17 protein-coding genes and 2 pseudogenes are annotated in these 16,939 nt (G+C 36.3%); 7 read left to right on the top strand and 12 right to left on the bottom strand.

Annotated elements, in window-relative coordinates; translation table 11 throughout:
• Positions 1–38: 38 nt before the first annotated feature.
• From AC1MGI_RS14155 to AC1MGI_RS14140, 4 genes and pseudogenes are all read right to left on the bottom strand, one after another.
• A complete protein-coding gene (locus AC1MGI_RS14155; protein ID WP_480345805.1) occupies positions 39–605 on the bottom strand; it encodes a recombinase family protein in 567 nt (188 codons plus the stop codon).
• Between the two features lie 419 nt (positions 606–1,024).
• Positions 1,025–1,963, bottom strand: coding sequence for a magnesium transporter CorA family protein (locus AC1MGI_RS14150; protein WP_480345804.1), 939 nt, complete (start codon positions 1,961–1,963; stop codon positions 1,025–1,027).
• A 54-nt stretch (positions 1,964–2,017) separates the two neighbouring features.
• Positions 2,018–2,821: pseudogene (locus AC1MGI_RS14145) on the bottom strand (ZIP family metal transporter).
• Between the two features lie 102 nt (positions 2,822–2,923).
• Positions 2,924–4,615 (bottom strand): CocE/NonD family hydrolase, encoded by a 1,692-nt coding sequence (locus AC1MGI_RS14140; RefSeq protein WP_480345803.1) that lies wholly within the window; start codon positions 4,613–4,615, stop codon positions 2,924–2,926.
• Positions 4,616–4,929: 314 nt separating this feature from the next.
• Here AC1MGI_RS14140 and AC1MGI_RS14135 point away from each other — a divergent pair, with 314 nt between their 5' ends.
• On the top strand, positions 4,930–5,547 hold the full coding sequence (locus AC1MGI_RS14135) for a TetR/AcrR family transcriptional regulator (RefSeq protein ID WP_480345802.1): 618 nt from the start codon (positions 4,930–4,932) through the stop codon (positions 5,545–5,547).
• Positions 5,548–6,124: 577 nt separating this feature from the next.
• Here the strand turns inward: AC1MGI_RS14135 and AC1MGI_RS14130 are convergent.
• A pseudogene (locus AC1MGI_RS14130) lies at positions 6,125–6,304 on the bottom strand (DUF4158 domain-containing protein); the annotation flags it as partial.
• Between the two features lie 236 nt (positions 6,305–6,540).
• Complete coding sequence (locus tag AC1MGI_RS14125) at positions 6,541–6,684, bottom strand: hypothetical protein (protein ID WP_480345801.1); 144 nt, start codon at positions 6,682–6,684, stop codon at positions 6,541–6,543.
• A 1-nt stretch (position 6,685) separates the two neighbouring features.
• Here AC1MGI_RS14125 and AC1MGI_RS14120 point away from each other — a divergent pair, with 1 nt between their 5' ends.
• Positions 6,686–6,790, top strand: coding sequence for a transposase domain-containing protein (locus tag AC1MGI_RS14120; protein WP_480345800.1), 105 nt, complete (start codon positions 6,686–6,688; stop codon positions 6,788–6,790).
• Positions 6,791–7,313: 523 nt separating this feature from the next.
• On the opposite strand, the gene AC1MGI_RS14115 is transcribed toward AC1MGI_RS14120, so the two are convergent.
• Positions 7,314–8,345 carry a DUF4179 domain-containing protein gene (locus AC1MGI_RS14115; RefSeq protein ID WP_480345799.1) on the bottom strand — a complete coding sequence of 344 codons (1,032 nt, stop codon included), beginning with the start codon at positions 8,343–8,345 and terminating at the stop codon, positions 7,314–7,316.
• The gene (locus tag AC1MGI_RS14110) at positions 8,335–8,865 is read right to left on the bottom strand and encodes an RNA polymerase sigma factor (RefSeq protein WP_480345798.1); all 531 of its coding nucleotides are present in this window, start codon (positions 8,863–8,865) and stop codon (positions 8,335–8,337) included. Before AC1MGI_RS14110 ends, AC1MGI_RS14115 begins: the two co-directional genes overlap by 11 nt.
• 564 nt (positions 8,866–9,429) lie before the next feature.
• Here AC1MGI_RS14110 and AC1MGI_RS14105 point away from each other — a divergent pair.
• Positions 9,430–9,867 carry a general stress protein gene (locus tag AC1MGI_RS14105; protein ID WP_480345797.1) on the top strand — a complete coding sequence of 146 codons (438 nt, stop codon included), beginning with the start codon at positions 9,430–9,432 and terminating at the stop codon, positions 9,865–9,867.
• Positions 9,868–10,213: 346 nt separating this feature from the next.
• Here AC1MGI_RS14105 and AC1MGI_RS14100 read toward each other — a convergent pair whose 3' ends face one another.
• Both AC1MGI_RS14100 and AC1MGI_RS14095 read right to left on the bottom strand, forming a co-directional pair.
• Positions 10,214–10,423, bottom strand: coding sequence for a hypothetical protein (locus tag AC1MGI_RS14100; RefSeq protein WP_480345796.1), 210 nt, complete (start codon positions 10,421–10,423; stop codon positions 10,214–10,216).
• Positions 10,424–10,604: 181 nt separating this feature from the next.
• Complete coding sequence (locus AC1MGI_RS14095) at positions 10,605–12,026, bottom strand: aminotransferase-like domain-containing protein (protein ID WP_480345795.1); 1,422 nt, start codon at positions 12,024–12,026, stop codon at positions 10,605–10,607.
• A gap of 103 nt (positions 12,027–12,129) precedes the next feature.
• On the opposite strand from AC1MGI_RS14095, the gene AC1MGI_RS14090 reads away from it, so the two are divergent.
• Positions 12,130–12,732 carry a LysE/ArgO family amino acid transporter gene (locus tag AC1MGI_RS14090; RefSeq protein ID WP_480345794.1) on the top strand — a complete coding sequence of 201 codons (603 nt, stop codon included), beginning with the start codon at positions 12,130–12,132 and terminating at the stop codon, positions 12,730–12,732.
• A 155-nt stretch (positions 12,733–12,887) separates the two neighbouring features.
• On the opposite strand, the gene AC1MGI_RS14085 is transcribed toward AC1MGI_RS14090, so the two are convergent.
• Positions 12,888–13,709 (bottom strand): MerR family transcriptional regulator, encoded by an 822-nt coding sequence (locus AC1MGI_RS14085; protein WP_480345793.1) that lies wholly within the window; start codon positions 13,707–13,709, stop codon positions 12,888–12,890.
• A 115-nt stretch (positions 13,710–13,824) separates the two neighbouring features.
• Between AC1MGI_RS14085 and AC1MGI_RS14080 the strand changes: the two genes are divergently transcribed.
• The 3 genes from AC1MGI_RS14080 (at position 13,825) to AC1MGI_RS14070 (ending at position 15,178) form a co-directional block, all read left to right on the top strand.
• Positions 13,825–14,370 (top strand): SDR family oxidoreductase, encoded by a 546-nt coding sequence (locus tag AC1MGI_RS14080; protein WP_480345792.1) that lies wholly within the window; start codon positions 13,825–13,827, stop codon positions 14,368–14,370.
• Positions 14,371–14,399: 29 nt separating this feature from the next.
• Entirely contained in the window at positions 14,400–14,648 is a 249-nt protein-coding gene (locus AC1MGI_RS14075) for a hypothetical protein (protein ID WP_480345791.1), read from the top strand.
• Positions 14,649–14,779: 131 nt separating this feature from the next.
• Positions 14,780–15,178, top strand: coding sequence for a winged helix-turn-helix transcriptional regulator (locus tag AC1MGI_RS14070; protein ID WP_480345790.1), 399 nt, complete (start codon positions 14,780–14,782; stop codon positions 15,176–15,178).
• A 123-nt stretch (positions 15,179–15,301) separates the two neighbouring features.
• On the opposite strand, the gene AC1MGI_RS14065 is transcribed toward AC1MGI_RS14070, so the two are convergent.
• A protein-coding gene (locus AC1MGI_RS14065; RefSeq protein ID WP_480345789.1) for an IS3 family transposase occupies positions 15,302–16,437 on the bottom strand; the annotation gives its coding sequence in 2 pieces (ribosomal slippage) (positions 15,302–16,203 and positions 16,203–16,437; 1,137 coding nt in all).
• Positions 16,438–16,939: the final 502 nt, after the last annotated feature.

Genomic DNA, 16,939 nt, shown 5'->3' with positions numbered 1-16,939 from the left:
CGCAAAGTAAATGTGAAGAAATAATAAAATAAGCCTTATTAGTTTATTTCTCCTAGTTTTCTTCGATTTATTGCCCTATATAGAGAACCTTGAGATATTCCGGTTGCTGAGACTATCTCTTTAACAGAATATTCTTTACTGTCATACATCCGAAGTGTAACAGTGAGCTTTTCTTTATCTAGCTTGGGTCTACCTAATGTTTTTCCACGCTTTTTGCTTGCTTCGAGTCCTTCCTTTACTCTTTCAGCAATTAAATTCCTTTCTAATTCAGCAATTACACACATCATTTGAAACATGGCTTTCCCTGTTGATGTTTTAGTATCCATATTTTCTTTTAATGAGATAAAATGCACACCTTTTTCTTCAAATTGTTGAATGATATTAAGAATATCTAACGTTTTACGTCCTAAGCGAGATATGCTTTCTACAACAACTGTGTCTCCTTTTCTAATTACTTCAAATAGTTGTTGAAGTCCTTTTCGATCCTTTGTTGTTCCAGTAAACTTTTCTTTAACAATTTTTTCACAACCATAGTCAGTAAGCATACTTAGTTGACGGTCCAAGTTTTGGTCAACTGTAGAGACACGTGCATAACCAATAATCATAAATATTTCTCCTAATAAAATGTGATACGTTCATTTTACTTGGGATAGTTTTTTGTAAAGGTATTTGGTAATCTTTTTGGTAATTATTTTTGGTAATCTAAAATCTTAGTAATATCAAAGACTAGTGAGTTATAAATCGTCGTTACAAAAATACTGGTTTTTGGTAATGGTATACAATAACATGGCAGTTATGTTATTCAGCAAACGGACCAGATTGTTTAGCAAGGGATATAAAAAATGGTATGAGTGAGGAGAATCAGATGCTGATTTTATGATTGCATTTTCTGCCTTAAAATTAGCTATTATAACTACCCAATAAGTGCATTTATTCACAAGCTTCGATGAAGAAGCCAGACAAATAAAAAAGCAGCCCGATTTATTTTTAAATCGCCTGCCTTTTTTAATTTATACGTAACAAATTAGACTATCCTCCTTTTCCATAGTACCAACCCGATCCAAATAACAAATATTAATGCTATTACCAGTATAATAATCCAAGAAAATGGATCGTTATCAGAAATAGGTAAGATAACATTCATACCAAAGAAACTGAATACAAGTGTTGGAAGAGTTAAAAAGACTGTTAATAACGTAAGAGTTTTCATTGTATTATTCAATTCATTAGCTATTAGCGAAGAATACGACCCCGTTATACTGTTCAAAATTCTTGTATATAATTCTGTGGTCTCAATTCCTTGATTATTTTCAATTCTTACATCTTCTAGAAGATCTTGGTCATCTACATATAACTTTATGGAATTGGTACGAGATAGTTTGGTTATAACATCCGCATTAGCCTTTAATGATGTGAGAAAATAAACCAAACTTTTTTCAATCTCCATTAAGTCATAGAGTTGCTTGTTCGTTAATGAGTCACGAAAATTACTCTCTATTTTAAGACGTAGTTTGTTGAGCTGTTTTAATTTTTCTATATACTGAGTTGAAATTGAAAATAATATCTCTAATGCAAAACGACTCTTCATTAAGGTGTTAATATTTTTCTTGATTAAATTCTCTAAAAAGTTGCCCGATTGGCTACAAACCGTAACAATGTAATCCGTTCCTAAGATTATTCCAATAGGAATAGTAATATAAGAATCAAGTTGATGGCTATTAATATCAATAGTTGGAAAATCATTAATAATTAATGTACAATTCGTATCTTCATCATATTGAATTCGAGCACTTTCTTCTAAATCTAATGAATCTTCTAAAAATTCAATTGGGATATTACAAAGTTGAGATACCTCTTTAAGTTCTTCTTTTGAAGGTGCGATAATATTTATCCAGCTATTCTTTTCGAAGTTTTCTATTATTTCTAGGGTTCCATCACGAGAGGATTTATAGGTAATAAACATGATATATCATCCTTTCTATTTTTAATCTAAAATCTTACGTAAGTAAAATTGAAGTTAACCCAATGCAACATCGAGAATCATCATCAACACAAAACCAATCATTAAACTTATAGAAGCCAGATCCTTATTTCCTTTTTCTTGTGAGCTTGGAATTACTTCTTCAGCTACAACAAATATCATTGCTCCGGCCGCAAAGCTCAATGCATAAGGTAATAATGGTTCAATAAATGCGACGGCAAATGCACCAATGACTGTGGCTATAGGTTCGACCATACCTGAAAATTGTCCGTAGAAAAAGCTTTTTCTACGAGACATTCCGTCACCTCTTAAAGGCATTGAAACCGCCACACCTTCAGGAAAGTTTTGAATACCGATTCCGAGGGCAAGGGTCAAGGCACCTGCTAAAGAAGTTTCCGTCCCCCCATTTGCAAGTGCACCAAAAGCAATCCCGACAGCTAATCCTTCTGGGATATTATGAAGGGTGATGGCAAGGACCAACAATGTACTTCTTTTTCTTTTTTTTAGGATAAAATCCTTCCGCTTCTCTAAGAAGAGTATTTGGATGAAGATGGGGTAGAATCTTATCAATTCCCTATAAAAAAATACCACCTAATAAAAATCCAAATGTTGTTGGAAACCAAGCTCCTCTGACATTTCGATTGCTGGTCCCAGCAAAGACCAATAACTGGCTGCAATCATTACACCTCCTGCAAACCCTAACATACTATCTAGTAATCGCTGGTTTATTGTTTTTGTTGCAAAAACGAGCGTAGCCCCTAACGCAGTCATTCCCCACGTAAATAAGGTGGCTATAAATGCTTGTATTATAGGATTAAAATTTTGAAAAAAATTAACCATAAGAAGGACTCCTTTCTAAACGATCCTATAATTAGTTTAGGTCCAAAATGTTTCCCCCAGGAAACATTTTGGACCTAAGAAAACCGTCTATTGAAAATAACACTAATCTTTCTTAGGAATCACCGGTACCAAAAGGAATGAATCATACTTTCCGCCGGCGTAAACCGAATGAGTTCCTTTGTTCACTGTATCGGTGTGCCCATAACCCCTTGAGCCTGTCGGGTTGTCATCGATAATTATGTCGCTGCCTTTTATGACCAGCACCAGAATTTCCCCACTCTTGAGGAATATGCTTGAAGGCAATATTTCAATTTCTACCGGCACAATCTCGCCTTTACTAAGCTTCAATAATCTCTTGTGCTTAAGGACAGGCTGATAAGGAGTAGATTTCACAGGATCCAGCTCTCTATGGGAAACCCTCAGCCATCCGCTAGCCACCTGACCATCTTCAAGATGGTTAAAGTTGGGCAAGAATACTTCATTACCGTGTCTGTCTAACTTCTTAATGCCGACAAAAAGATCCATATCATCCGTGTCATCGGTGGAGACCCAGAGCTTGAGTTTCATATTTCCGGTGAGCTCCATGTCCTCGTCAGCAGTAAACTTAAACCTTAAATCACTGTTTTCTGTCTGACCAGGTTCGGCATTATAGGTAAGTCTGGTTTCGTTCTGAACGGGAGCCTGCTGCAGGGACATTTCTTTACCATTTAGAAATTGTTTGGAATATTTTGTTTGGGCTATCGGCCACTCATTCGCGGTGCGAATGTGTCCCTTATAGAATTTTTCTCTGACCTCGTAGCGTACCCGAGGCGTATCCATCCAATCATTCTCAATGCCTTTCAGGAAATAATCGAAGAACTCCTTCTGCTGTTCCAGCGATTCACGCAAATAGTAGGTTTCCCATTCCTTGCGGCCATGAACCAGCAGCCACTTGTCTTTGGATGAAGCCTGTTTAAAGCCTTCAAAGGTACCACGGTTATGCAACCCTTGGGTGGACCAGCTGGCGCAAACAAACATTGGTACCTTGATATCGGACAATGTAACCTGTCTTTCCTCCCAGTGCTCATCGAGTAACGGATGTTCTTTTTGCGCCGCTACCATTTCTTCTATGTTGTTATTTGGCCACCTGGTATGTTGCAACTTCTCGAAATCAGCTGAGAAAACCGTTTCCGGTATTCCGCCGTGAAAGTACCATTCCCGGTACAGATCAGAAGTCCCTTCCCACGGGATGACCGCCTTCAGATGAGGCGGATTTATAGCGGCCACCCGCCATTGGGTCATGGCCAGATATGACACACCGTTTAGTCCCACATTGCCATCGCTCCACTCCTGAACGCCGGCCCATTCGATGACTTCATAATAATCTTGAGTTTCCGTTTTCGTCCAAGGATAGAGGTCACCTTCCGAATTTGAACTACCCCGCGTTGCGATTTTAATCAATATATAATCGTTTGGCACCCAAAAACCGGGATCAGGTGACTCAAATGGCGCAAAAAGAGATGTAACGATAGTGCCTACCGTCGGCCAGACTTGACGAAAAGTATCATAGGGGGGTAAGCCATCTTTATTATATGGATCCATGCTCATTACTACCGGGAACTTCCCTGGCTTATCCGGACGGAATACATTGACGTAGATTGTGATCCCATCCCGCATTTTGATGGGAACGTCCTTCTCCATTATCATCTCTTGATTTCCATAGTGCGCAGTAGTCATGACTATTTTGTTCAAACCTGGTTTAGTGTCATTGGGATGTGTCGGTTTAAGATCAGGGCGACCCAAGAATTTATTCATTTTACATTACTTCCTCTCATTTAGAAATTGACCGCTGGAATCCATAAGCTTCTTTAATTTTATAAAAAGTATCCCCAACTTTGGGTGAAAAACTGAGCTTATTTGAAATCGAATTTTCATAACGCATATTTTCTTTATGTTGTCTGTACCCCCTCCTAGATGTTAAGTTATAATAAGTAATGAACAACCTGTTGTGTATCACATTTCAAATTATAAAATTAGATTAGGTTCTGTTCAATAATTAAAAATGGCAAATGTGTTGGTTATGGAACACCTTTAATAATTGTGTTGGGTAAAATTAAGGAGGAATTTGCTTGCGTAATAGTAATGCTGATTTACGTGTTATTCGGACAAAAGAATCAATTCGTCACGCATTAGTAGAATTAATAAATGAAAAAGGTTTTGAAGCACTTACAGTTAAGGACATAACAACTAGGGCGAAAATTAATAGAGGTACATTTTATGCACATTACCAAGACAAATTTGATTTAATGACTAAATGTGAAGAGGAAATTATGCATGATATGTCCAAAATTACAAAACAAAACTTCCCAAGTGTTATTGTCGCACTTGAGACTGACTCTCAGATTTTGACACCATTTTCCTTAACAGTTTCATTATTTGAGTATTTAAATATAAATAGTGGATTTATGAAAGCAGTGTTAGGTCCCAAAGGGGATTTATCATTTCAAACAAGACTGAAAGAATTTATGTGGGAAACACTCTATGGAAATAATCCAAACGCATTTATAAAAGAAGAAAATTTCCTTGTTCCAGGACAATATTTAGCTTCTTATATGGGAAATGCAATAATAGGGGTAATTCAACAATGGTTGGAAAGTGGCAGGAAAGAATCTCCTCAAGAAATGGCTCGTATCCTAACGACCATTACGGTTAATGGGCCCTATTTTGCTGCTGGTTTAAAAAAATAATCCTCAAAGATTAAAGGACACTCCATAGAAAGAACTGGGACTGTCCCTTTATTACAATAAAACTTCTGTTTCTGACATAAAAAACAGCTGCCTATTGGCAGCTAGAGCTGTATAAATAATGTTGTTTATTAAGATTAATTTGGTTTGAAATATATTGGTTTACCCCTTTTGGGAATGAACCTTTAGAAGCTGTCCCATTTAATAAATTAATACGGTCTAAATATGGTTTGAAATCAGATAATGAAATGCTGTAAAAATCTCATTCCGTGATAGGGCAGCCACGGACGAGAAAATAACGTCTTAGACTGCTACTCTTCTATTAAACTATCATGTCCCGTTAGCTCAATCATCTATTAACAAATCTAATTAAAAATCTTTGTTATTTCGGGCAGAACCTACTACTTTTAACCCTTCTTATATAGAGCTCTTCAACCTTCGTCTTGGTGTTCTTCCTCCATTTGCTCGAACCAATTGCGGACTTGCGTGGCGCCGTTATCGTCAAAGAAGCGCTTTAGACTGTCGTCCGACATTTCCGCCAAAGGCGACGAATACTCATACATCCTTTGCTCATAGGAGCGAATGGATTCCTCGAAATCACCGTATTGGACAAGAATAATTCAACCACCACTTTGGGAATATCTTGTTTCTTAGAAGGAAATCTCACTTTTTGTTGAAAATACTTTAATAACACTGCAAATCCTAAACGACTTGCCCCTGTTTTATTACCAATCAGTTTTCTTTCAATTGGTACTACCACAAAATGCTCTAGTAGCTCATCTTCATTCCAATTTCATTTCATAGCCACTCTTCCCCTAACTTAATATAGTAACTATTTTGAGTGTAATCTATTGTTTAGGGGATGGGAAACTATACTTTGCGGTCTATAGCAGTAACCCTGTCATTAAGCCTATAAACACATGCTGTTTTAATTTCTTGTAGTAGAAAAAACCTGTTTTTTCGTAAAACACTAAATTTGTGCCCCATAAGGTTGGCTTATGATATTTTATTATTGCGATTAATTTCTCCCGATTGTTGTTTTCTTTTTATGGTAGTGGCGGCAATCTGCACGACCATCATCACTACGTTAATTTTAATCAGCCCCGCTATTGCTTGCTGTTGAGAAGCTATCCGTCGCATCGTGAATCCAGCCAAGGCAAATGGATTAAATCCATATTATTATCTTCGCCATCTATTTGAGCAGCTTCCCAATATGGATTTGACAGATATAGATGCCATAGATTGACTACTGCCATGGTCAACAACCTTACCTGTTACTTGTATCGTCTTTAACAAGTTACCTAAATAATAAATCAAGTCCTGACCTCTATGAAGGTGGGGACTATTTGACGCTTACAGTTTAAGTAAGATTGATAGAAGAAATGAAATGATATAAAATTCAGTTTTTTTGTGCTTTATAGACCACTAAGCAATAACAAAATGTAGTCACAGCAAAAATAACCGAAACAGCTGCTGTTATTTTTTTCATTATTTCCCCCTCCATCCACCTTTTAGTTTTACTGTATTATTTTGTAATAAGAAATCCACGACACGCCTGCTGTTACTTTGAAATAAAGTTTAATCAAAAATACCTTACAAACCAATATTTTATAATAAGTAAAAAGAATCCAATTTAAAAAAAGATAGATCAAGATGTATTCTTATCCAGCAGATTTAAGTTTCAGTTTTATAAAAAAGTTTGATCATTTTCTACCTTTGATCTTAAACAATAGCGCCCTATAGTTGCACAAGGAAAAGTTAAAAAGCAACTATTTTTTATATAGTTCCACTTCACCAATTCCCTTTACAATTAGTTTTAGTTTTTCAGAATTGTTATAAGAGGTTATTGGGAAATTTGTTGAAATAATCGTTTCGTTATTTTTTGTACTCTTTCTAAAACCAGTTACTCCATATTCATTACCATCTTCATCTACGATTTTCATGTCTACAAAAGTATTTTCATTTTCATATGTCCCCTCCAATGAAAATGTTAGATTTAATGATGTTGGATTTGCGCTAGCTTTAGAAACTTGAATGACAGATGATTGATCCTGCATTGCATATTGAATAATTAGATTTGATTTTTCTTTATTTTGGTTGGCGACTGACAGCCCCCAATTTCCATCAATTTTTTTGAATTCTCCCGTATTGTAGAAAACATTGACACTTTCCACTTCTATTACAGCATCTTTTAAAGGAGGGATAAGGCCTTCATTAGAATCGGATAACACATCATACTGAATTGTCCCCGTTTTTATATCCAATATTGGATTTTGATTCTTAGTACCAGATATATATCTATTGTCACCCTTCAAGGGTTTTGTATCGGGAATAAATTCATCAATGTATTCACCATCACCATTTTTTAATCGATAATCCATCGAAACTTCTCCTACGTTATTTAAAATTGAAGGATCTTCAAATACTAGATGAAAACTTAACCCCAATTTATTTGCGTCCGAAAAATGTTTATCCAGCGTAATTTTAATACCCTGATCGGTAACTGAACTATTATTTTCCTGTATAAACCCATTATTTACGGCTTGTTCTATACCCTTATCCCCAAATTTAAATAATTCATTGATACTAGCCATTACGTTTTCATTTGTAAGAACTACACCGGTTACAATAATAGCGCAAGCAGCAGCAGCTACTCTTTTCCAAATGAAACTGGCTTTTTTCTTCTTTGATTTAGCTCGAATAATATCATAGGATTGATCTAACGATTGCCTTACTTTAACAGGTATTTCCTTCTTTTCATTCAGCATCTGATTAAACTCTTTTTCGAAATTATTTTTCATAGATCATCACTCCCTCATTTTTATAATAGTTATTTCGCAAGATCGACTTGGCCCTAGAAAGTCTAGATTTAATAGTCCCTTCAGGCTCCTTTAAAAATTCACTAATTTCTTTAACATTCAATCCGACAATATAGTATAAAATTAGTGCCAACCTATAGACTTCATTTAAACTATTAAGCGCATCTTCTAATTCGATTTTCTGAAATTCATCATTTCCTTTTTGGGGGAGTAAATGCTCATTCATCACCGAAATATTTTTCTTCTTATTTAGCAAACTGTTACATTTATTTATTAGGATTTTGCAAATCCAAGTATTAAAGTACTCATCGATTTTCAGAGTATGTAATTTTTCATAAGCCGAGATAATAGCATCCTGCATAGCATCAGCTACATCTTCATCATTGTTTAACAATCTGCTTGCTGTTCGGTACAATACATCTTCGTATTGCTTAACAAGTGAAACAAACGCTTCTCCATCTCCCTTTTTTGCCTTTTTGACTAAGGCTTTAAGTGATCCCATTTAGGTACCTCCTAACTAGTTGTTTTGTTTTTCAATATATTAGATATGTGAGATAACCAATTGGTTGCATTGATAAAATGATTTTATAATTCTCTTCAATCATCAATTAGGCTCCCTCTAATGAAATCAAAAAGACTGAACGGTAAAAAAACCGATCAGCCCATAAACTTAAAAGAATCATTGATTACCACTTCTAACTCATCAATAACCTTACCTTTCGATCCCTTCATTAACTATCTTGTCCTTGAATGGGAAATCGTTAATGAAGGAAAAGCCTACAAAAGTCCTTCTATATTTTAACATAAATATCCGATTTCGTTTTAGAGTGTTATTCCGTTAAATGGCCCTTAAATGAAAAATGAGCGTTTATCCTTGTTCAAGGATAGCGCCCGATTGCTGAAGATCATTATGTATGCAAAGAAGGAGCTAAAAAAGCAACTTTCCGGGAACTACAAAACAGGAGTGGAATTCTAAAAGGAATGAAGCTTGAAGGTGAAATGTGTCTAGAAATACTAAAAAACGGGTAAAGAATACATAGTTGAAGCAAACAGGAGGTAATTTTTAATGAAGAATCAAGTTATTGGCGTATACGATAATGAACAAAGAGCGGCTGAAGTTGTTGAAGATTTAAAAGAGAAAGGCTATACAACTGAGGAAATTTCAGTTATTGCTAAAAAAGCAAAAGAACTATCTGAAAACACACAGAAAGTAAAACCCTCCACTATGGATGGAGCCCTTGCTGGAGCTGCAACTGGAGCTGCAATTGGCATAGCAGGCGTGATAGCAGGATTATCCACTGTATTGATTCCCGGATTTGGCGCTGTGTTGGCTGCAGGTCCTATTATTACAACAATTGGAGGAGCAGTCGTAGGGGCCAGCTCTGGTGCTGGCGGATTAAAGCATGCTCTTATGGAAATTGGAGTCCCAGATGATGAAGCTGAACGCTATTCTAATGACGCTCAGGATGGTAAAATCCTGGTATTTCTTCAACCCAAAGAGTGAGGGCGGATTGAATGGTCGATGTTCGCATAAATAACACGCAGTGATTTTAGCTAAAAGTCGCTAAATCACTTGATGTAATAGTTTTCCTCGGGAATTGACTCATGATGGACTACAATGGAAAGCACGTGAGATTCCGGTTCTTAAGATGCAGGTTTGATTCCTGCCGAGGGCGTACGAAAATTAGTGAGTTCCTATGTTTGTATGGGTTTTGTACACACATAGGAACTTTTTTGTTTGGGTGCTTTTCAATTGCTGATACCACGCAACATAAGAAGTTCCTCTAAAAGGACTCCCATTTAGGAAGTCCACTGTATGCCATAACCCTTCGGTTAAAGGATGACTTTACTTAATTATAATCTCTTGTTTTGGCGCCATGATTGTCGTCATCAACGGTACCTTTCCCCGCCTTGTTGTCCAGCGCTCCTCCAGAAACAGCACCTGCACTTGCAACTGAACCAAATGGATCAAGAGCAGAAGCCATAGTATCCCCAGTAAAACCACCTACTGCCTTGCCAGTATTGTTATCATCACGTTTGCGTTTGTTGATATCAGCCATCTATTTCACTCCCTCGTTTTTTATAGGGAAGTGCTATTGTTTAAGCAGCACTGTCCCCTAACATATTTTGTCCAATAGGGGGTCCTGCCGACAAAACGCGGATATTATACGCTAAGACAATTATTGAAATAAAAAAGTCGCACTTGCATAAATTCAATATTTTGTAATTATCCGGTGTGAATTAGCGACGGGTTAGTTCCACTAAAATATTCAATCCTTCTTTTAATTCCTCCAATGATGCATAGGCATAGGAAAGTCGGATGTGATGTAAATCGCTTGTATCATAAATGTAACCGGGATTGATAAGTACATTCTTCTTGAGTAAATTCAGAAAAAATGCCTTATTCACAATAGGTTCATTGAATCGAAGCCATATATAGAAACCTCCCTTAGACTTTTCCCACGTTGCGATGTGCTGAAATTGCTGTTCTAAAATTTCTTCTACAAATGTAGCCCTTAATTTCAATTGTTCGCGGAGTTGGAGAATGTGCGATTCATATAATCCAGTTTCGATCCAGTGTGCAACAATTTCTTGAGAAAAAGCACTTGAACCGTAATCTGTTTGCATTTTAATATCTGCTAACCGTTGGATAACCGGCTCAGGAGCTACTATCCATCCTATACGTAATCCAGGACTTAGCGTTTTCGAAACACTCCCTACATACAATACTTGCCCCGATTGATCGAATGACTTTAGTGCAGGAGAAGATGATTCGAATAACAGTTCATGATACACATCATCTTCAATAATCGGGATTTGTAGTTGCTTACACGTACTGTATAAGGCTTGCCTTTCCTCTATCGTCCAATTGCAACCTGTAGGATTATGTAGCGTTGGCACGCAGTAAAAAAGTGATTGTCTTTTTCTTTTGGCAACTCGTAATGTGTTGGTTAAATTGTCATCACGCTGAACAGGTATCATACGCATCCCAGCAGATTGAAATGGATGGATTGAATTTAAATACGACGGGTGCTCTTGAAAGATAATCGCCCCTTCTTCAAGTAATCCTACGGCAATCAATTGAAGCGCTTGAAGTGCACCTGAAACAATTAAAATATTTTCCGGTCCGGTTTCAATGCCCCTTTTCTTTAAATACTCACACAAAATACTTCGTAGCTTTTTACTACCTTGTGGTTCTGAGTATCCGATTGCTCTGGATTCCAATGAAAGTGATTTCAATGAGTGTTCAATTTGTTTTGTTGGAAGTAGTTCAGGGGATAGCTCACCTGTACCAAGACGTATGATGTTATCATTTTGCTCACATTCATTAATCAGTTGAATCGTATGGTAGTTTGGTTTGTGAATACTAGCTTCAATGTGTTGCTGCCAATTGGGCTGTGATTTATTTAAAAGGACATTCCATGAATTATTTGCTACAAATGTACCTGAACCTATTTTCGATTCAAGCAAACCATCTGCTTTTAATTCATCTAGGACAAGATTAATTGTGCTTCGATTCACTTCAAATTGTGCTGCTAGATGACGCTGTGTCGGAAGCTTAGTGCCAACTGTCCAATCCCCCCGTTCAATACGAGTCTTCATCCATTCTACGATTTGCACATGAACTGTAAGATGGGACTGCCTATCTGGCTTCCAATGCATAAAAAACCTTCCTCTCTAAATTGGTTGGATAAAAAACCATCCAATTGGTTGTTTTCTTTTAGTTGTAACATAGTTACAGTATGAGTGAAAGGGAGATGATAATATGGAAGCAATTATTCATGGGATTATACTCGCATTTGGACTCATTTTACCTTTAGGGGTACAAAATGTATTTGTATTTTCACAAGGTGCTACACAACCACGGCTACTTAGTGCACTTCCTGCAACAATTACAGCTGCAGTATGTGATACATTTTTGATACTTTTAGCTGTCTTTGGGTTATCAATCATCGTCTTGCAATTCGAATGGATGCGACTTAGCCTGATAATTATAGGCATTTTGTTTTTACTTTATATGGGTTACTCTATTTGGCGATCTGAACCTACAACTTCCACATCGAGTAAAGCGTTACCGATGAATAAACAAATCCTCTTTACCTTATCTGTATCCTTACTAAATCCACATGCAATTTTAGATATAGTGGGGGTTATTGGCACAAGTGCATTAAAGTATGTCGGGACAGAGCAAATACTCTTCACTGTAACCTGTATCACAGTATCTTGGATTTGGTTCTTCGGACTGACACTAGTAGGTACAGTTATGAAAAAGCTAGACGGCACAGGAAACTTTATGATTATTTTCAATAAATGCTCAGCTCTCTTTATATGGGGAACGGCTATTTATCTTTTTATTGGATTAAGGTAGAGTACAGCAATTCAAAAAGATATTATGAGCTGAACATGATAAGACGTTTATAACCGAAAACGACCGTTTTTGGTGTTTATTTCAAGAAAAATTATTAGTTAAATCACTAAGGGGGCGTTGAAGAAATATTTCAGTGAATATACCAATTAAAAATTTCATTTTAAAATTCTAACTGAGATCTTAATCAAATATTCTTCATAGCCTTTAACTGATAGGTCATCTAATAAAATATCTTCATAAAAAAATCCCTGTAGCTCTATACCTTGGTCTTTAGCAAAATTTATCAGTTTATTATAGGCATCACTTATGCTTGAATACCCGTTTTTATGATACGCAGTTAAGTATGTTCCTTTGCTTCGTTTAAAATTATAATAATTTGATTCTTTACTAACTCTTGTAAAAAGATAATCATAATTAAATTTTTCATTTGCTAAAACTTTATTGGTATCTCTCATCCAGCCTATTGAGTGAGGGGTATCGATTTTATAGATATTTAAATATTTTTCGTGCCTTATCATAGAGTGGTAAATGCTTTTATCCCCTGTAAAAGGCTCTGCTTCTGTTATTACTAATAATTCCTCATCATTTTCTTCAAACAAAATTTCTGACGGATCTAAACTAGTTGCCACTTTTGTTATTCGTGCTTTTTCTGAAATAATGTTTTTCATCTTTTGAAGTTGTTTAATTTTATCATCAAGAATGGCTTCTTCTTTTTCGAGTAATATGATCAGTCCCTCAGGAGATCTTTTGCTTAAATATTCCTTTATTTCTCTTAATGGCATGTCTAATTCTTTAAGAATTGTGATCACATTAAAGACATCTAATTGATTAATGGAGTAATATCTGTACCCATTTTCGGCTTTAATTTCGGGAGAAAAAATACCAATTCGATCATAGTGAAACAAGGTGTCTTTACTAACACTCTTCAGGTTTGCAAATTGACCTGAAGTTAAATGAGTTTGTGAATTTTTGTCCATAAATGATTCCCCTCTTGACTATAGTGTTACACTACCCTTTATTATAACCAAGTAAGACGGAGATGAATATTGCATCAGAGGATAAAAATTAAAATGATATATGGGGGGAATAAACATGACAATTTTAGTCACAGGAGCAACAGGTACAGTAGGTGGACATATTGTTAATCAACTAAATGAAAAAGGAATTAAGGTAAGGGCATTATCACGCTCAAAAAAAAAATCAAAACTACCTGCTGAAGTCCAGGTTGTATCAGGAGACCTTGATAAGCCTGAGACTTTACAATCTCATTTTAAAAATGTAAATAGTTTATTTTTAATTACTCAAAGTGAACAATCAGACGCTAAATACTTGGCAAATAAACGAATTGTTCAAATGGCTAAAGAAGCTGGCGTTAAAAGAATTGTGGCAGTTATGGACTTTGAAGGAAATGCTATTGAAGAAGTCATTAAAAATAGTGGATTAGAGTGGACTATTTTAAGACCAGTAGAATTTATGAAAAATGTGCTTTTTGATTGGGCAGAATCTATTCAAAAAGAAGGAATTATTCGTACCGCATTCCCTGAAAGTTTAAGCGCCAGAATTCATGAAGCTGATATTGCTACTGTTGCAGTAAAGGCACTTACAGAAAGGGGCATCATGAACAAATATACGATTTGACAGGACCGGAGACATTATCTCCTAGAAGTTTGATTAAACAAATTTCTGAAGTTATTGATAAACCTATTGAACTAATTGAAATAACAGAAGAACAAGTTATGAAAGATTGGAAAAGTAAAGGTTATGAAGAAGGTTTCATTAATTACTTTATCATCGGAATGGGAAAGAACCCTCCTAAACAAGTCTACACAGTTTTACCAACAATAGAGCAAGTTACAGGTAAGCCAGCTAGAACATTTCCCCAATGGGTTAAGGAAAATAAACATTACCTTGAGTAAGTTTTGTTCAATTAATCACTTAAACTAAAGGGAGCTAGAGTTTAACAAGCCATACAAAAAAGTCGATTCCTTAGGTAAGGAAAATCGGCTTTTTTTAACTAGAATTTCTCTTAGCGTATGTTTTCCGCGTTTTGCCGGTAGGACCCCATGACAATATTAATCCACAACAATGTAAGGTAGTAAATGCTCTTAATACACTTCTTGGTAAATGGAAGCCCATTATTCTGCAACATTTACTTGCAGAGGGAACACTTCGATTTAATGAGTTAAGAAAACGAATGCCTAACATTACGCAAAGAATGTTGACACTTCATCTACGTGAGCTGGAGGAGCAAGATTTAATCAAACGTGTTATGTATCCACAAGTCCCACCGAAAGTAGAATATTCGCTTACTGAATACGGCAAAACAATCGAGCCCCTTATGGAAGCTTTACATCATTGGGGGGAAAATCATCTGCAACATATTGAAAATATGAAAAAAGCTGCCTTAACTAAAGATGAAGGAAATAAGGAAGCTAGCATTCATTAGAATGTTTGGATCTACGTCAAGATTTTGGACACAAAAAAGTTAAGTTTTTTGATCTGTACAACAACCAATCATAGATTTTGCACATGAAAAATGTGAAAAGGGAATACTTTTGAATCCCCTTATTTATGCAGTTGCTCGACATATTTTTTCGAATGAATCTGGTGTTACATAACCGATGCTGCCATGAATTCGTTTGCGATTATACCAACCTTCTATGTATGTAAAGAGGGCGATTCTCGCAGTCTCAAAGCTATCATAATGCGTTTGATATACTTCTTCTTTTTTTAGTGTTGCGTGAAATGATTCAATACAAGCATTGTCGTAAGGGCATCCCTTTCGACTAAATGACGGTATCATTTTGTATTTCTTTAGGCGTTCTTGGAACGCTTCACTTGTATATTGGGTACCTAAATCCGTGTGTACAATGAGTCCTGGCCCAGGGCTTTGATCTTGTACGGCATTCTCTAAAGCTTCCAGTACAATTTCTGTTGTCATTTTACGAGAGAATTTATGACCTACCACTTTTTTCGTATGTAAATCTAGTACAGATGCTAGATAGCACCAACCATGACGAATTGTATGAATGTACGTAATATCGGCCACCCATTTTTCATTAATATTCGTTGTTGTAAAATCTTGTTCCAGTACGTTTTCTCGTTCTTCTACTGGTTTCTGTGTCGGTGTAGGACGGTATTTTTTTGTAGTGTTTGATTGAATGCCTGCTCTTTTCATGATGCGTTGAATTCGATTAATCGTGCCCGTGTAGTCTTCTTGCTTGAGTGTCTCAAAGATCTTGGGTGCACCATATCGCCCCTTACTTTCATGGTGAATGACACGAATTCGTTCAAGTAGCTGTTCATTGGCGACATGATAGCTATTCGGTTGCTTATGACAAGATTGATAATACGTACTTTTAGGCATCTTTAAAACACGACACATCAGCTGTACTGGATGATGTTCGCTTTCACTTGTAATATAGTCGATCAATTCTTCGCTATCTATTTTCTCGCGAATATGGTCATAGCCTTTTTTAGGATTTCAAGCTCCTGTTTTAATCGGAGATTTTCCTTTTGGATGGCATCTACTTCTGTCACAGTTAATTCTTGTGTACCTTCAATTGGCGAGTGTTGCTTAATCCATTTATAAATTGTCACTTCAGAAATACCATATTCGCTAGATAGTTGACTGACTGGTGTACCTGAGCGATAAAGCTCAACTACTGTTTGTTTAAATTCTTGATTATAGCGTTTGTGACTCATAGTTCGGACACGTCCTCTCGTTAGTTCAATATTAATAACTTAACCAAGTTGTGTCCATACATCTATACTACATTCAGTGCCATCACTCTCACTGACATTAAGAATAGTTATAGTTACTCTTCCTATTCACCGCCTCTTCGAGGGACGAACTCTCAGCGTTGTCAGCTTTCCACGTTCCAATTTTTCTTATCCGTACATATGCTTTTAGGCGCTTCCTTTAAGCCTGTTTGCTGGATACTGCCTGTAACAGTATAAGGAGTTTCATAACTATGAATCTTACTCCCCCTCACAAACCCTACATTTAGGTAGGCCATGGCATTTATACCATGTCACAATTTAGACCTGTACATTCGGAAGTTCGTCAGTTCAATTGAACATTCTCACCATGAGCATTTTATGGACACCCGGCCTATAGGCTACACCATCCACCTCTGGACAGCTTTCGTGTCTTTCGACTACGGTGACTCTCAGCCGACTTTACCGAGCTTCATACGATTTATTA

The sequence above is a fragment of the Peribacillus sp. BM1 genome (genome assembly GCF_056679975.1).
The sequence above is the reverse complement of the archived record's forward strand: the minus strand, read 5'-3'. Positions and strand labels throughout refer to the sequence as shown.

What these genes read in the sequence shown, in the direction of transcription:
- AC1MGI_RS14155 (WP_480345805.1), bottom strand. Translation starts at nt 605, where the DNA reads ATGATTATTGGTTATGCACGTGTCTCTACAGTTGACCAAAACTTGGAC.
- AC1MGI_RS14150 (WP_480345804.1), bottom strand. Translation starts at nt 1,963, where the DNA reads ATGTTTATTACCTATAAATCCTCTCGTGATGGAACCCTAGAAATAATA.
- AC1MGI_RS14140 (WP_480345803.1), bottom strand. Translation starts at nt 4,615, where the DNA reads ATGAATAAATTCTTGGGTCGCCCTGATCTTAAACCGACACATCCCAAT.
- AC1MGI_RS14125 (WP_480345801.1), bottom strand. Translation starts at nt 6,684, where the DNA reads ATGCGACGGATAGCTTCTCAACAGCAAGCAATAGCGGGGCTGATTAAA.
- AC1MGI_RS14115 (WP_480345799.1), bottom strand. Translation starts at nt 8,345, where the DNA reads ATGAAAAATAATTTCGAAAAAGAGTTTAATCAGATGCTGAATGAAAAG.
- AC1MGI_RS14110 (WP_480345798.1), bottom strand. Translation starts at nt 8,865, where the DNA reads ATGGGATCACTTAAAGCCTTAGTCAAAAAGGCAAAAAAGGGAGATGGA.
- AC1MGI_RS14105 (WP_480345797.1), top strand. Translation starts at nt 9,430, where the DNA reads ATGAAGAATCAAGTTATTGGCGTATACGATAATGAACAAAGAGCGGCT.
- AC1MGI_RS14100 (WP_480345796.1), bottom strand. Translation starts at nt 10,423, where the DNA reads ATGGCTGATATCAACAAACGCAAACGTGATGATAACAATACTGGCAAG.
- AC1MGI_RS14095 (WP_480345795.1), bottom strand. Translation starts at nt 12,026, where the DNA reads ATGCATTGGAAGCCAGATAGGCAGTCCCATCTTACAGTTCATGTGCAA.
- AC1MGI_RS14090 (WP_480345794.1), top strand. Translation starts at nt 12,130, where the DNA reads ATGGAAGCAATTATTCATGGGATTATACTCGCATTTGGACTCATTTTA.
- AC1MGI_RS14085 (WP_480345793.1), bottom strand. Translation starts at nt 13,709, where the DNA reads ATGGACAAAAATTCACAAACTCATTTAACTTCAGGTCAATTTGCAAAC.
- AC1MGI_RS14080 (WP_480345792.1), top strand. Translation starts at nt 13,825, where the DNA reads ATGACAATTTTAGTCACAGGAGCAACAGGTACAGTAGGTGGACATATT.